The following is a 13,755-nucleotide window of genomic DNA, read 5'->3' on the forward strand; positions in this document are numbered from 1 at the left end:
TAGCCGATATATACAGTAAGAATGACTAAGAGCGGAGAGTGACCATTCCATGCAAATTCAACATCAGCATACACGAACTGGACAACAAATAGACAGACAACAACCGATTGCAAATGGGGAAACCTATCCTGCAACAATCAAAGAACAAACAGGGAGGAAAGAAGCTATTCTTGTTGTTCGCGGGCGAGAAGTGAATGTGCAATTTGAAGGAGAGGTGCCGCAAACTAAGCGGGTATTCATTCAAGTAACTGATCAGAAAAGGGATGTGATCCAAGTTCGAGCTGTTGAGGAATCACGTCAAATAAGTTCTGATACACATATCCCGGAAAACAGGTTGAGTCAGGCGATAAGGCAACTCGGAGTTTCACATCCATCACCAGAGTTGAATAAAGCAGTATCAATCTTAATTAAAAAAGGTGTGTCTCTTTCAAGGGATTCCATTGGTGAGTTACAACGGTTTATGAATGAAGGAAATGTCCATGAAAGAATTCAAACAGTACAAGCGATTGCCCTTAAGAAGCTTGAGGTGACGCGAAATCACCTTGATGCTGTTCACGAAGCTTTGCATGGGAAACCATTAAATAAGGTTTTATCCACTCTAGTAAATGAGATGGATGAAGATTTTAATATAGAGCGAGGAGACAAGGAGCGGCTAAATCGTTCCTCTGAAGCAATAAAAGATCAACTAAATCAAATTAATGAAACTGAGTCCTCTAAAGTGTTGATTGAAACAAGAACTGAATCTAGAACTCCCGATATACTCGAGTTAGTGAGACAGAGTATAAAAATTTTACAGAAAGAAGCAAACTTTGATCAGGCACTTCAAAGAATACAATCAACTTGGATGAATCAGCAAGGATTAACAGAAGAGTGGAAATCAGAGTTGATCCGAGTGATAGAAACAGCCAATACCTTTTATCAGCAAGGTCGAGAGTTAAAAGCAAGACAAGAACTTGCGGCAACACTTGATCTAATTGAACAAAACGTACAGCCAATTCCTGTTACCCTTTATGAGGGACAGGAGCAAATTCAAATGTTTACTGAGACGAAGAGTAAGACAATAGCTGTTACAACCGTAACTGAAAAAGTAGCACAATTGACTGCTGATTTTAAGCATTTACAGAGAGATATTACAAGAACGTTGGACCAGGCAATTCGCCAACTAGAACAGTTTCGTAATTTAGCACAATCTATTGCAAAACCACTATTGGAAACGACAATTAAGAAATTAGATAATGCTATTTTAAAAAGTGAAATGATGCTCTTTGCAGATATGAAAACGGAACGTCTGTTAATGCAAGCTAGTAGTCAGTTAAATGAGGCAAGGAAACTACTTAGTCGAGGAAATCATGAGGAAGCACAAAGAATTGTACAAGGTGTAAAGCAATTGATTGAGAAATTAAACTTTCAACCTTCGGAAACGAAAGTGAAACATTATACGTCTATTAATGAGAGAACATTTCGGGATGCACAAATGCCATCTCAATTATTTTTGAAACATGTAAGCGATACGGTACGTGGTCCAATGCAAGAGGGGTCTCCGCGAGCGATGTTTGAAACAATTCGGAGCTTAGGGTTAAACCGTGATAGTGAAACAGCACAGTTTCTAGCTTCCGGGCGTGAGCCTAATTATGAGCAAACCCAAAGAAATATTAAAACGTCACTAATGCAATTAAGTAGTACGCAAGAGGAAGGTACACACCTTCATCGATTAGCTAACCAAGCTCTAACGAATGTAACAGGTCAGCAATTATTGAATCGAAGTGACCAGCAAGGGAACCTACAAAGCCTTTTCTTCCAACTTCCATTTTTATTAGAGAATAAAGTAGAAAACTTGCAAGTGGTTGTGAATTCTCGTAATGAAAATGAGAAAGTGGATTGGGAGAATTGTAGTTTGTTTTTTTTAATGGAGACACCGAAAATGGGTGAAATCGGAATTGCCGTTGCGGCTAAGGACAGGCAATTGTCTGTAACGATAAAAAATAATAGGGAAGATTTTCAAATGAAGATGGCGCCTTTAGTCCAAATTGCTGTAGATAAATTATCAGCTATCGGTTATGCAATTAACGAGATAAAATATGCAAAATTACACGGAGAAATTGATCATACTTCAAGGGCAAATCAATCACATCAAAGGCCTGTTATGACTGAGAAAGGATTTGATTTTAAAATATGATGGTATCTAGGCATTTTAACCATAAGCAGCGTAGACAGATCAATGGCCCGACTGCAGCTGTCATTCGCTATGATGAAGCGAAGGAAGCGCCTAGAGTTGTAGCGCAAGGCAAAGGACAAGTTGCAAATCAAATAATTCAGTTAGCTAAAAAAAATAATATTCATATGCAGGAAGACCCTGTTCTTGTTGAAAATCTGCTAGATATGGATTTAGGTGAAAATATTCCACCGCAATTATATTCGGTAATGGCAGAGATCTTACTGCTAATTGAAGAAATGGAGAAAAACTATTAAACAATTGTCGAGTAGTACCGATAGTAATAGTAACTAGAATAGATAAATGGAGGTGGGAGATTTGTCTATGTTCTTATCGAACGAAGTACTCCATATGAAAACATCTCAAGAGTTAACGTCATTACTTTATGAAGCTTGTGTAACAAATTTAGAAGAAGCGATCACTCTAATACTTAAAAAAGATTATATCGGTGTAAATCAAAAATTACAAAAAGCGAATGATATTATTCATAGACTTGGTGCTGGAATCAATTATGAAGCAGGAATAATCGCTGATCAATTAGAGCAAGTTTATAACTATATAGCTGATAGACTAGTTGAAGCAAATGTTAAGAAAGACAAGAAAATAATAGAAGAAGTCATTCAACTTCTATCAATGATTATGTCTTCATGGAATCAAGCAATGAAATCGAAGCGTGATGTGCAATCGAAAGTCATCAAGAAAAAAACAAGTGCTTATGAGAAGTATTCCATGTACGAGGGGTAAAAGGAAGGAAGACAATAATGAAAATTAACAATAATATTCAAGCTTTAAATGCGTATCGGAACTTGCATAAGAATCAGTTTAGTACTTCAAAAAATTTGGAGAAGCTATCGTCTGGCCTTCGGATAAATCGTGCTGCTGATGATGCAGCAGGACTAGCAATCTCTGAAAAAATGCGTTCGCAAATCAGAGGATTAAAGATGGCTGAGCGCAATGCGATGGACGGGATTTCACTGTTGCAAACAGCAGAAGGTGCCATGCAAGAAGTTCATGCAATGTTACAAAGAATGCGAGAATTAGCTGTACAGGGAGCTAATGACACGAACACAGACCAGGACCGTGCAGAGATTCAAAAAGAGATTCGTCAGCTATTAACGGAGATTGATAGCGTAGCAGAAAAGACAGAATTTAACACTCGCAAATTATTGAATGGTTCAAGTGCGGTGCTAAGCGTTGTGAACCAAAATTTTGCTGGTTTAGTCGGATTGCCAGAAGTAATTGATCCAGCAATTAAATCAGGAAATTATGCAATTGATGTAGAATTAGCAAGTGGAATCAAAGCTAATGAGCATATAAAGTATCAAATTACTCAGCCAGCAGCAGGCCTAAAAGATCCTGGGCATGTTGAATTGGATTTCAATATACAAAATCAAAGCTTTGGAGAGTATACAATTAACATTCGAAATTTTAATGCTGATCATTCTAATGCCGGTAATACAGGAGCGACTATTGAAGTGATTGGACCAAACGGTTTACCTATTGAAAAAAGAGCTGTTGCGGTAGGGGAGTCGGTTCCAGCGAAGGAACAATATCAAACGATTGGCGGACTAAAGATTGATACGTCTGCAATAACAGGAGCAGGAACAGTTAAAGTATCGGTTGAACTTGAAGCAACTTTTACGGTTTCTGTTGACCGAAATGAAGAAGCTCCTTCTATTAAAAAAGCAGAAGTAGATATAAAGAATTACTCATTAAAAGTACCAACTACGACAGTAGGAAGTGTAGAAGCGGATACGACCGTTTCTGATCTTATGGAAGCAGTTGGCCCAGCGAATGCAATTGGCTTAGAAAGCTTTCCAGCTGATCGAGTTGCTGTACTATCAAAAGTTCAAATTACGAATGAATTAGATAAAAATGCAAGCGGAGCTGATGTGCTTTTACAAGGTTCTGCTGCACCGGTAAATGGATTTGTCAATGAAAACAATCTATCAGAAGTAGCTAATGCAATAATTGTAGACACATTTACTGTGGATCATAATGAGGTTGCGATCAATAAGAATGCTTTAGCAGAAGTAATTGTTCAAAGTACTTTAACTGCTGCCCTTGCAGGAAAGACAAATCAGCAAATCACTGATGCTACTTTTCAGAATGCGGAAGCTTATTTAGCTGATCGTTATAAAAATGAAGGTATTACAAAGGCTGATATTGACAACATTCTTAATAGTGTAGAGCTGGATGAGTCGATATATAGTTATATAAATAGTCATGGAGTTACTGTAGAAAATGTAACATTAATACAAGCTGCTAAGCAATCGGTCGAAGTAGCAGCTAGTAAAGTGACTAATAGGGATAAACCTGAAGCTACCTATTTCACTGTTACAAATGAAGATGGAACAAAGCGTGTATTCCGAATAGCGGAAAATGAGTTAGGAACTTATCCAGGGACAGAGAAGGCAACGGTATTAAGTACGGAAGGGGTTGGACTGGTCTCCGTTAATTCCAGTCAACAACCGGTTACATTAGCGGATATTCGAGAAGCACTTGCTTCTGTAGGTTATTCTGGAATTGAGGCGTGGAAAGTAGAAGGAGCTGGCCAACAGTCTGCATCGGTTACGCGTGATATGTTGCTTATTACAAACGACCCTATTAACGGAAGTGCGCCAATTTCAGATCGCCCTTTTACAATAGACACAACAGATTATCAACCAACCGCATTTAAGAAGACATTACAGACAAAAAATGGTTCTGTTGAACATGGGGGATGACCTTCACATTTGATAGTAGTACAAAAGCTGGAAAAGCAGAGTTTTCTGTAATCAATAATGCTCTTGCTTTCCAAATAGGACCAAATACTAATCAAAATGTTATGATCGATGTTGCTGAACTTAATACTGTTCGTCTAGGGATTGAAGAAGGCAGTGTAACAACACAGTCAGAAGCTAACAAAGCGATTTTTGCCTTAGATCAAGCTATTCAAACCGTATCTTCAATTCGTTCAAAACTAGGTGCAACGCAAAATAGAATGGAGCATACAATTAATAATCTTCAAGTAACCCACGAAAATTTAACCGCTTCTGAATCACGTATCCGTGATGCAGATATGGCACTTGAAATGACGGAATTTACACGTAATAACATTCTAAATCAATCAGCTACAGCCATGCTTGCTCAAGCAAATCAATTGCCGCAAGGGGTCTTGCAGTTGTTACAATAATAGCAATGAAAGGACGAGGAGGAAGACCTTCTCGTCCTTTTTATAGGTCAAAAAAAATATGTTACACTACTATGAAAAGACTGCTTTGAAAGTAGGTTAAAATAGAATGGATGTACAAAGAATAGGGAAAACGGGTTTAAATAGACTAGAACCAAAAAAGACAGGCCCTGAGGCGAAGGTTTCTTTCCAAGAAGTAATGGGTAAACAACGTGACGAAAAAGCTTATGAACGTTTATCACAACTAATGGCAAAAATTGATGATCAGGGCAAGGTGTTAGCTGAAACGAGAACGGTTGATGAATTAAGAAAATACAAACAGCTTGTAAAGGAATTTATGGAAGATGCTGTTCAATTCGGTTTAAGCCTTGAAGAGCGGCGTGGCTTTAATAGAAGAGGTAGAACGAAGATTTATAAAATTGTTCAGGAAGTAGATCGTAAATTGTTGGATCTCACCAATGCAGTTTTAGAAAAGCAGAAAAGAGGTTTGGATATTTTAAATATGGTTGGTGAGATTAAAGGGCTGTTAGTTAATATTTATGCATAAACGATTAATAGGAGAAGAGAACTCGATAAAACTAGGTTCTCTTCATTTTTCATTTACTTATATTAAGAAGGGTGTATAATGAGTTATTATTAATAGATTTACAAATAATTGAAGGGGAATAAAGATGAGTTTACTTAGAAAGTTCTTTGGCCATAGAGGTGATTCTCACCCTCTCAAAGATCTTAATCAACAAAATATTTCAGCTGGACTTGTAGCTAGCCTTTTAGTGATGACTGGTCCTCCAGTCCTGTTGCTCCAAGCGGCAGCAAACGGAAGTTTTACGATTAATCAGACGATTATGTGGATGTTTTCTATCTATGTCATTGGTGGTATTTATAGTATTTTGCTTCCTCTTTACTATCGAATTCCAATTGTTGGAGCTCACACGATTACTGGAATAGCCTTTTTAGCAACGGTAACCTCTCAATTTTCGTATTATGAACTTTTGGGAGCGTATCTTTTTACTGGGTTGCTTATGTTTCTTGTTGGGTATTTTGGCTTGTTTGCAAAATTAATTAATTATGTACCTAAAGAGATACTTGCAGCGATGTTAGCCGGAATGATTATGAAGTATATGGTTGACTTTATTGGATCGATACAAGAAATGGCTTTAGTAGGAATTCCAGCTCTAGTTGTTTTTTTTGTTGTTAGCAAGTGGGTAAAGCAAATTCCACCGATGATAGCGTCAGTGTCGACAGCGTTTATTATGCTTCTATTGACACAAACTCTGAGTCCTTTAGAAGCTCAGGCTTCTTTTGTATACCCGATGGTACAACTTCCTGAATTTAATCTAGTAAGTTTTTTGTCTGTTTCCATTCCTCTAGCCCTTCTAATCCTTAGTAATGATGCTGCTGTTGGGATAGGAGCATTAGAACAAAATCAATATCGGCCGAGAATAAATAGAATTATTTCTTCGAGTGGGATTTTTTCTATGATAACGAGTTTCTTTGGTGGGCAATCGGCTAATATTGCTGGAATGATGACTGCCATTTGTGCGGACAAAGAAGCAGGACCAAAAGAGAAAAGGTACATGGGAGCTGTCGTTTCTGGGATCGTCATTATTTTATTTGGAATCTTCTCTTATAAATTAGTTCCATTTATAGCGTCATTGCCCGAAGCGTTTGTATCAATTTTAATTGGCTTTGCTCTAATCACTGTATTTGCCAATAGTCTACTAACAAGTTTTTCAAACGGCTCGATGAAAGTAGGAGCAGCTTTTGCCTTTATTATTGCTGTTTCGAATATTAGCGTGCTTCATATAGGCGCTCCTGTCTGGTCTTTGGTTGTAGGGACATTTATTGCAAGGTTTTTTGAGAAAGATGTTGTAAAAGCTTCAAGTGGACAGAAAAAACGGACAGCTTAAAGAAAATATCTTATAGATGAAACGCTCTGTTTAGAGCGTTTCACTTTTTTAGGTTGTCAATAAAAGCTTATAATAATGGAAAAAGGATTAGTAAAAATAAATTGAAAACTAAATGCGAAAGGATAGGCAACCAAATATTTCTTGTTTGAGTATACAAGAAGGACCACGCTAAGCCGGCGAAAAGTGCGGCTAAAACTAATAATATACTCCCTGTCACTAAATGAGCGGCAGCATATAAAAGAGTACCAAGAATCGTTGCTTGTATATTTGATACATGCTTCATTAATCTTTTTACTACATAGCCACGCCAAAACCATTCTTCCCCTGGAATGATAATTAGAAATAGCCACAAAAAGTGTAGAGGTTCCGTTGGTTGCACAACGTTATAGAGCGACTCGAGTTCGTCAAGTAAGGGCAAGTTAAGGAAGGTGAGAAGCCACTTTCCAATTGCAAATAAGCCGTATAAAAAAATGCCGCTTCCTACTGCATATATAAAATGACTAAAAGTTGGTCTTTTTAGCTCGTGTTGTTCAAATATAAAACTCCAACCAATTAAGAGAAGCAATGATAGAGGAAATAAGACCCAAAAGTCTATCGGTTGCCATGAGAAGCTACTAAACAACAACAAGAATGCAATTAATAAACTTAAATAAAAATCTGTGTTTTTTTTCATGTTTTTCAGTCCTATCATAAAAATTAAAGTTGGAGGCAAAAATGTCTACTCTCCTTGTTTTTACTTATAAGACAATTATAGATGCACCCATTGAAAAAGTTTGGAGTTTTTTCTCTGATGCTCATAATCTGACTGAAATTACAGGATTTCCAAAAGTGAAGATCTTATCAAATTCTAAAACGATTGAAGGAAATGTAATCATAATGGAATTGCGTTTTGGGCTTTTGCAAACCAATTGGGTTTCTGTGATAGAAGGTGTTAAAGAGTTTGAACGGTTTACGGATCGTGCTATTATTCTGCCATTTCCTTTTCGTGAATGGAAGCATGAACATACATTTAAAAGAGATGGCAATCGAACCGTAATGGAGGATAAGGTTTATTTTTCTTCTGTATTACCTAGTGTGGTAACGAGATCAATCTTAACTCAAATGTTTAAAGGGAGAGAGAAATCGATTCAGTCTCTTCTAGATTAGCTCTTTCATGTTTTAATCATCGTCCTTTCTGGGAAAGATAAACGGAAAGGAGTGGCAAAGATGCATTCGAAACAAACGGTTAAATATATTTGCAAAGAGTACCCATCTGGGAATCACTATTTTTACAAAACAGAATTGATTACTCACGATTCTTGGGAAAAGATAGAATCGTTAATGTGGTCGGCATTAAGACCTATTTCTGAAACCACTTTTCAAAAACGCAAAAGAGAAGGCTATAAAGTAGAGTACATAAAAATGAAAAAACAACCAGCCGAAATCCTTCCTTTCGTGCCAAAAGTGACTAATACGTGAAATAGTCTGTTTGTGTGTATATTCTATTGGCGTCTAAGATAGGTTTTCTGTAAACTAATAGGGTATGCAATATAGACAGGAGAGATATAATGATAAGAATACAATTTAGCTTGTTCACAGTTATTGCTTGTATGTTACTAACAGGTTGTAACATACTCACATATGAGCATGAAGAAACGTATATGGTAGATGCGACTGACATTTCAGGTTTTTCTATAAATCATGATGAAGGGATGTAAGCATCGTTGGAGTTGAAGGTAGCAATGAGATTCATGTAACAGCAGTTTTCACTGCTTGGAGTGATGAGAGCATGGATCATGCACAATCTTTCAGTGAGAGGTTCTTGGATGTTGAATTATCAGTTGAAGAGGATCAAGCCAATCTTACCACATCAGTTAAACGTGGAGCAGAACCAGAACAAGGATTCATTCACTTGACAATTGAGATGCCAAATCAGATCCCTTTAAATTATATACAAAGTGAAGGCCAGTTAAAAGTGGAATCAATGCGGTCGAACTTAACTATTAAACATGGAACAAATCAGTTGTCTTTATACGATGTCCAAGGGGATGTTCAAATAACGGATGGGGCAGGAGATCTATTATTAGAGGAAGTAACCGGAGAAATAGTGATAAATAATAATGCAGGAACGACGAAGCTAACCAATACTAATGGTTCTACAAATATCATTGCTGGATCTGGTCATGTTGACATTGCCGAACATCAAGGAAATGTTGTGATTCGAAGTGGTGTTGGAAATATTGCCGTAAACGATGTAAATGGTGATGTAACGATTGTAGAAAGTCGTGGTGGTACTTCGACAATAGAAGCAGTGACGGGAACCGTCACACAACCGTAAACGTTAAAACAGCCAAACTTTTTGGCTGTTTTTTTTATTTTAACATTTTACTTTGCTAGAGAAGTAAAAAGGAAACCTTTTGCCCATTTTTTTGTTAATTTACGAAACATTTATTGACTTTTTAGAAAATGATGGATAGAATACTATTAAACTAATAATTCATATCAAGTTACACGGAATTAACTAAGGAACTGTTAGAACAACTATTTATTAATGATTAGTAAAACCTATTTGTTTTATAGGGATTATAAATAGACAATTAAATGATATGAACAAAAAGGAGTGAAATTATGAAACTCAAATATGAAACGCTGACAAAGCAAGATTATGAAACAGTCAATCAAGAATTAGGAAGCAAGGATTCAATTGAGATTTTAAAGTGGGCATATAAGACATTTGGAGAAAAGCTCGTTTATTCCTGTAGTTTCGGCGCAGAAGGTATGGTTCTGATTGATTTAATTAGTAAAGTCAAAAAGGACGCGACGATTGTCTTTTTAGACACTGACTTTCATTTTAAAGAAACGTATGAGTTGATTGATAAAGTAAAGGCTCGATATCCTTCATTGAATATAGAAGTAATGAAGCCTGAATTAACTCCCGCGGAACAAGCTGAACAATATGGTGACCGACTTTGGGAGCGCGATGCTGATGCTTGTTGTAAGATTCGCAAGTTAGAACCATTAGAGAAGAAGTTAAGTCAATATGATGCGTGGATTTCAGGTCTACGTCGTGAGCAATCACCAACTCGTGCCAATACTCAATTTGTCAATCAAGACAATCGATTTCAATCGATTAAGATCTGTCCTTTGATTCATTGGAAGGAAGATGAAATTTGGATGTATATTAAGTTACACAAGCTTCCTTACAACGAATTACATGATCAAAATTATCCTAGTATTGGTTGTGAATATTGTACAAAAGCAGTTGCTGAAGGAGAAGATCCAAGAAGTGGACGTTGGGCCAATTCAGCTAAAACAGAATGTGGGTTGCATAAATAAGACTCAGCGACAGCGAGTCTTACATAAATGTTTAATATAAAGGGAGAGGAAGATGACAATGATTCAAGCACATGGAGGAACATTAATACAAAAATATGATTCAAATTACAATTATGCTGATATTACAAAGGAAATTGAATTAGATTTGTTTTCGCTTTCGGACTTAGAGTTAATTGGAATAGGGGCATTCAGCCCACTAACAGGTTTTCTTGGAAAGGAAGATTATGAATCAGTTGTTTCAAACATGCGGTTAGCAAATGGAACAGTATGGAGCATCCCTATTACATTACCAGTTACTGAGGAAAAAGCAGCAGAGCTTGCAATTGGTGAACGTGCAAAGCTTGTTCATAACAAAGAGGTATATGGTGTAATTAAAATTGAAGATGTCTACACACCGGATAAGAAATTAGAGGCAGAGAAAGTGTATCGTGCTAGTGATGATGCTCATCCAGGTGTAAAGAAAATGTTTGAACGTCCAAATGTTTATGTTGGCGGAGAGATCATCTTAACTAAACGTGTCAAGCATGACCGATTTAATTCTTATTACTTAGACCCTTCGGAAACGAGAGCGAAATTTGAAGAGCTTGGCTGGAAACGTATTGTTGGTTTCCAAACACGTAATCCTGTTCATCGTGCGCATGAATACATTCAAAAATCAGCATTAGAAATTGTCGACGGTTTGTTCTTAAATCCTCTTGTAGGTGAGACAAAATCAGATGATATACCAGCTGATGTCCGTATGGAAAGTTATGAAGTGTTACTTGAAAAATATTATCCAAAAGATCGGGTATTTCTAGCAGTATTTCCTGCTGCAATGCGTTATGCTGGTCCACGTGAAGCAGTGTTTCATGCGATTGTTCGCCAAAACTATGGTTGCACACACTTTATTGTTGGTCGTGACCATGCTGGTGTCGGTGATTATTATGGCACATATGATGCGCAGCTCATTTTCTCAGAGTTTGAGGAAGGCGATCTAGCAATAAATCCATTGTTCTTTGAGCATAGCTTCTTCTGCAAAGCATGCGGAAATATGGCTTCAACAAAAACGTGCCCGCATAGCAAAGAAGATCATGTTGTTTTATCTGGGACAAAGGTGCGTCAGATGTTATCAGAAGGAATCGTTCCTCCGCCAGAGTTTAGTCGTAAAGAAGTTGTTGAAGTCTTGATTCGTGGTATGCAAAAAGTGCATGCCTAAGAGGAAGGAAGAGAGTATATGCTAACCATTGTCGCGATTATCATTGCATGTTTTTTTGCAATGAACATAGGAGCAAGTGGTACGGCTGCGGCAATGGGACCTGCTTACGGGAGTGGAGCAATTCCAAAAAAACGCAATGCGATGCTGCTTGTTGGATTATTTGCTTTTTTAGGAGCTTTAGCTGGTGGAGAGGTTGTCAGAACTATCGGAAATGGGATTATACCTTCTTCGATTGTAGATGTAGAGATTGTTATTATTATATTAGGATCAGCTTGCTTGTCCCTTTTTATAGCAAATTTACTAGGGATTCCGTTGTCCACTAGTGAAGTAGTAGTTGGTGCAATTGTGGGTGCTGGAATTGCCTATCAAGCGATTTACTTTGATAAGCTAATTGTGATTGTTTCTTTCTGGGTAATCGTACCGATTGTCGCATTTTTACTTGCTTATGGTTTTGGCCTCCTTGTACGTAAACTAGAAAAGAAGTATCCGAATTTAAAGGGTCATGGCAAATGGAAGAAACCGCTAGTAATTTTATTGATTGTTAGTGGATGTATGGAAGCTTATGCAGCTGGAATGAATAACGTTGCCAATGCTGTTGGACCTCTAGTTGGTGCAGGGTTACTTGAAATTACACCGGCTATATTAATGGGTGGTTTTTTCGTAGCGATAGGAGCCTTGTTACTCGGTGGCCGGGTGCTTGAAACGAATGGGAAACGAATCACCAAATTAAGTCTCTTGCAAGGTAGTACGGTCTCTTTAACAGGTGGCTCACTCGTTATCACAGCATCAATTTTTGGGTTACCGGTGCCGCTAACTCAAGTTACTACATCAGCAATCATCGGTATAGGAACAATTAATGGAGGATTTCGACTCTGGCAAACAAGCATTCTAAAGCAAATCTTAAAGGTATGGATCGTGTCACCGTTATTTTCTTTAGTGTTATCATATGGTTTTATTCTTCTATTTAAACAAGGAGATTACTATTCTCTATTCGTATTGATTAGTGTATTAATTGCTACAGGTGGTGCATATAGCATGTATCAAACAGCGAAGCGTGAGAGAAGAGCGACTTTTGACGACGGAGCTGGGATCTAGGATAAGCATTGGATTTTAATTGGAAATCGTAACAAGGTAATCTTAGCCCTATGATGTAAATAGAACTTATAGGGCTAAGATATATATAATTTGAATTTTTCTGAAACTCAATTGACAAAGAGAAGGAAGACACGTATCTTAAAACATAGTAAACTATCAGAATTTTTTGTAGGTTGAGAGGGGGAGAGCGTAGTGAGTCAAAATATTGTTTGGCACGAAACGACGATAAAAAAAGAAGAACGTCAAGAAAGAAATGGACATCGTAGTGCGATATTATGGTTCACAGGACTTTCAGGCGCAGGTAAATCTACGCTTGCAAACGCACTTGAACAGCAACTATTTAAGCAAGGTAAAAATAGTTATGTGCTGGATGGTGACAATGTCCGCCATGGTTTGAACAAAGGATTAGGGTTTAGCGATGAAGATCGTAAAGAGAACATTCGTCGAATTGGTGAAGTAGCAAAATTATTTGTTGATGCTGGTACGATTGTTTGTACAGCATTTATCTCGCCTTTCAAAGAAGATCGTGATCGAGTTCGTGAACTCGTTGAAGATGGAGAGTTTATTGAGGTATATGTTCGCTGTTCTTTAGAAGCTTGTGAACAACGTGATCCTAAAGGATTATATAAAAAGGCAAGAGCAGGTGAGATTCCTGAATTTACAGGGATTAGCTCTCCTTATGAAGAGCCAAATGCACCTGAAATTATCGTTGACTCTGATAAGCAAACGGTTGAGGAATCTGTTGAAGTCGTTTTAGCGTATCTAAAAGAAAACGGAATTTTGTAGGGTCTTAATGCTTATAAAAATGGTAATTTAAGGGCACTAGCTGACTTAAGCTAGTGCAACACTTATTTAA

At 37.4% G+C, this 13,755-nt stretch carries 16 protein-coding genes; 15 read left to right on the top strand and 1 reads right to left on the bottom strand.

All coding sequences use genetic code 11. The features are described 5' to 3' along the window. The first annotated feature begins 49 nt into the window (after positions 1–49). The 7 genes from BkAM31D_RS05455 to BkAM31D_RS05485 all read left to right on the top strand — a co-directional run bounded on the left by BkAM31D_RS05455 (position 50) and on the right by BkAM31D_RS05485 (position 7,294). Entirely contained in the window at positions 50–2,176 is a 2,127-nt protein-coding gene (locus BkAM31D_RS05455) for a hypothetical protein (protein WP_066153862.1), read from the top strand. After that, complete coding sequence (locus BkAM31D_RS05460; RefSeq protein WP_066153865.1) at positions 2,173–2,469, top strand: EscU/YscU/HrcU family type III secretion system export apparatus switch protein; 297 nt, start codon at positions 2,173–2,175, stop codon at positions 2,467–2,469. Before BkAM31D_RS05455 ends, BkAM31D_RS05460 begins: the two co-directional genes overlap by 4 nt. Before the next feature lie 61 nt (positions 2,470–2,530). Then, positions 2,531–2,956: a flagellar export chaperone FliS gene (fliS, locus tag BkAM31D_RS05465; protein WP_174521907.1), complete on the top strand. Its 426-nt coding sequence runs from the start codon at positions 2,531–2,533 to the stop codon at positions 2,954–2,956. 17 nt (positions 2,957–2,973) lie between these two features. Continuing rightward, positions 2,974–4,938 (top strand): flagellin N-terminal helical domain-containing protein, encoded by a 1,965-nt coding sequence (locus tag BkAM31D_RS24685; RefSeq protein WP_085449740.1) that lies wholly within the window; start codon positions 2,974–2,976, stop codon positions 4,936–4,938. Continuing rightward, positions 4,935–5,387, top strand: a complete 453-nt coding sequence (locus tag BkAM31D_RS05475) for a flagellin (RefSeq protein WP_085449741.1) — start codon at positions 4,935–4,937, stop codon at positions 5,385–5,387. The genes BkAM31D_RS24685 and BkAM31D_RS05475 overlap by 4 nt, the downstream gene beginning before the upstream one ends. Positions 5,388–5,493: 106 nt before the next feature. After that, positions 5,494–5,931 carry a YaaR family protein gene (locus tag BkAM31D_RS05480; protein WP_066153871.1) on the top strand — a complete coding sequence of 146 codons (438 nt, stop codon included), beginning with the start codon at positions 5,494–5,496 and terminating at the stop codon, positions 5,929–5,931. A gap of 124 nt (positions 5,932–6,055) precedes the next feature. Continuing rightward, positions 6,056–7,294: a benzoate/H(+) symporter BenE family transporter gene (locus tag BkAM31D_RS05485; protein WP_066153875.1), complete on the top strand. Its 1,239-nt coding sequence runs from the start codon at positions 6,056–6,058 to the stop codon at positions 7,292–7,294. A gap of 67 nt (positions 7,295–7,361) precedes the next feature. Here the strand turns inward: BkAM31D_RS05485 and BkAM31D_RS05490 are convergent, their stop codons facing one another. Further along, a complete protein-coding gene (locus tag BkAM31D_RS05490; RefSeq protein ID WP_235820403.1) occupies positions 7,362–7,967 on the bottom strand; it encodes a CPBP family intramembrane glutamic endopeptidase in 606 nt (201 codons plus the stop codon). Positions 7,968–8,008: 41 nt separating this feature from the next. Between BkAM31D_RS05490 and BkAM31D_RS05495 the strand changes: the two genes are divergently transcribed. The 8 genes from BkAM31D_RS05495 to cysC all read left to right on the top strand — a co-directional run bounded on the left by BkAM31D_RS05495 (position 8,009) and on the right by cysC (position 13,685). After that, positions 8,009–8,440 carry an SRPBCC family protein gene (locus BkAM31D_RS05495; protein ID WP_066153878.1) on the top strand — a complete coding sequence of 144 codons (432 nt, stop codon included), beginning with the start codon at positions 8,009–8,011 and terminating at the stop codon, positions 8,438–8,440. 60 nt (positions 8,441–8,500) lie between these two features. Continuing rightward, a complete protein-coding gene (locus BkAM31D_RS05500) occupies positions 8,501–8,752 on the top strand; it encodes a hypothetical protein (RefSeq protein WP_066153881.1) in 252 nt (83 codons plus the stop codon). 89 nt (positions 8,753–8,841) lie between these two features. Beyond that, positions 8,842–8,991 carry a hypothetical protein gene (locus BkAM31D_RS23470; RefSeq protein ID WP_157108276.1) on the top strand — a complete coding sequence of 50 codons (150 nt, stop codon included), beginning with the start codon at positions 8,842–8,844 and terminating at the stop codon, positions 8,989–8,991. 71 nt (positions 8,992–9,062) lie between these two features. Further along, positions 9,063–9,611, top strand: coding sequence for a DUF4097 family beta strand repeat-containing protein (locus BkAM31D_RS05505; RefSeq protein ID WP_085449742.1), 549 nt, complete (start codon positions 9,063–9,065; stop codon positions 9,609–9,611). 290 nt (positions 9,612–9,901) lie between these two features. Further along, positions 9,902–10,609: a phosphoadenylyl-sulfate reductase gene (locus tag BkAM31D_RS05510; protein ID WP_084372164.1), complete on the top strand. Its 708-nt coding sequence runs from the start codon at positions 9,902–9,904 to the stop codon at positions 10,607–10,609. 52 nt (positions 10,610–10,661) lie between these two features. Then, positions 10,662–11,804: a sulfate adenylyltransferase gene (gene sat / locus BkAM31D_RS05515; protein ID WP_066153892.1), complete on the top strand. Its 1,143-nt coding sequence runs from the start codon at positions 10,662–10,664 to the stop codon at positions 11,802–11,804. A gap of 18 nt (positions 11,805–11,822) precedes the next feature. Continuing rightward, entirely contained in the window at positions 11,823–12,899 is a 1,077-nt protein-coding gene (gene cysP / locus BkAM31D_RS05520; protein WP_066153895.1) for a sulfate permease, read from the top strand. A gap of 192 nt (positions 12,900–13,091) precedes the next feature. Next, positions 13,092–13,685: an adenylyl-sulfate kinase gene (gene cysC / locus BkAM31D_RS05525; RefSeq protein WP_066153898.1), complete on the top strand. Its 594-nt coding sequence runs from the start codon at positions 13,092–13,094 to the stop codon at positions 13,683–13,685. Positions 13,686–13,755 lie beyond the last annotated feature (70 nt).

The organism is Halalkalibacter krulwichiae (genome assembly GCF_002109385.1).
Lineage (GTDB): Bacteria > Bacillota > Bacilli > Bacillales > Bacillaceae_D > Halalkalibacter > Halalkalibacter krulwichiae.

Excerpts from the sequence above, each read along its gene's own strand:
- BkAM31D_RS05455 (WP_066153862.1), top strand. The coding sequence starts at position 50 with ATGCAAATTCAACATCAGCATACACGAACTGGACAACAAATAGACAGA.
- BkAM31D_RS05460 (WP_066153865.1), top strand. The coding sequence starts at position 2,173 with ATGATGGTATCTAGGCATTTTAACCATAAGCAGCGTAGACAGATCAAT.
- BkAM31D_RS24685 (WP_085449740.1), top strand. The coding sequence starts at position 2,974 with ATGAAAATTAACAATAATATTCAAGCTTTAAATGCGTATCGGAACTTG.
- BkAM31D_RS05475 (WP_085449741.1), top strand. The coding sequence starts at position 4,935 with ATGACCTTCACATTTGATAGTAGTACAAAAGCTGGAAAAGCAGAGTTT.
- BkAM31D_RS05480 (WP_066153871.1), top strand. The coding sequence starts at position 5,494 with ATGGATGTACAAAGAATAGGGAAAACGGGTTTAAATAGACTAGAACCA.
- BkAM31D_RS05485 (WP_066153875.1), top strand. The coding sequence starts at position 6,056 with ATGAGTTTACTTAGAAAGTTCTTTGGCCATAGAGGTGATTCTCACCCT.
- BkAM31D_RS05490 (WP_235820403.1), bottom strand. The coding sequence starts at position 7,967 with ATGAAAAAAAACACAGATTTTTATTTAAGTTTATTAATTGCATTCTTG.
- BkAM31D_RS05495 (WP_066153878.1), top strand. The coding sequence starts at position 8,009 with ATGTCTACTCTCCTTGTTTTTACTTATAAGACAATTATAGATGCACCC.
- BkAM31D_RS05500 (WP_066153881.1), top strand. The coding sequence starts at position 8,501 with ATGCATTCGAAACAAACGGTTAAATATATTTGCAAAGAGTACCCATCT.
- BkAM31D_RS23470 (WP_157108276.1), top strand. The coding sequence starts at position 8,842 with ATGATAAGAATACAATTTAGCTTGTTCACAGTTATTGCTTGTATGTTA.
- BkAM31D_RS05505 (WP_085449742.1), top strand. The coding sequence starts at position 9,063 with ATGGATCATGCACAATCTTTCAGTGAGAGGTTCTTGGATGTTGAATTA.
- BkAM31D_RS05510 (WP_084372164.1), top strand. The coding sequence starts at position 9,902 with ATGAAACTCAAATATGAAACGCTGACAAAGCAAGATTATGAAACAGTC.
- sat (WP_066153892.1), top strand. The coding sequence starts at position 10,662 with ATGACAATGATTCAAGCACATGGAGGAACATTAATACAAAAATATGAT.
- cysP (WP_066153895.1), top strand. The coding sequence starts at position 11,823 with ATGCTAACCATTGTCGCGATTATCATTGCATGTTTTTTTGCAATGAAC.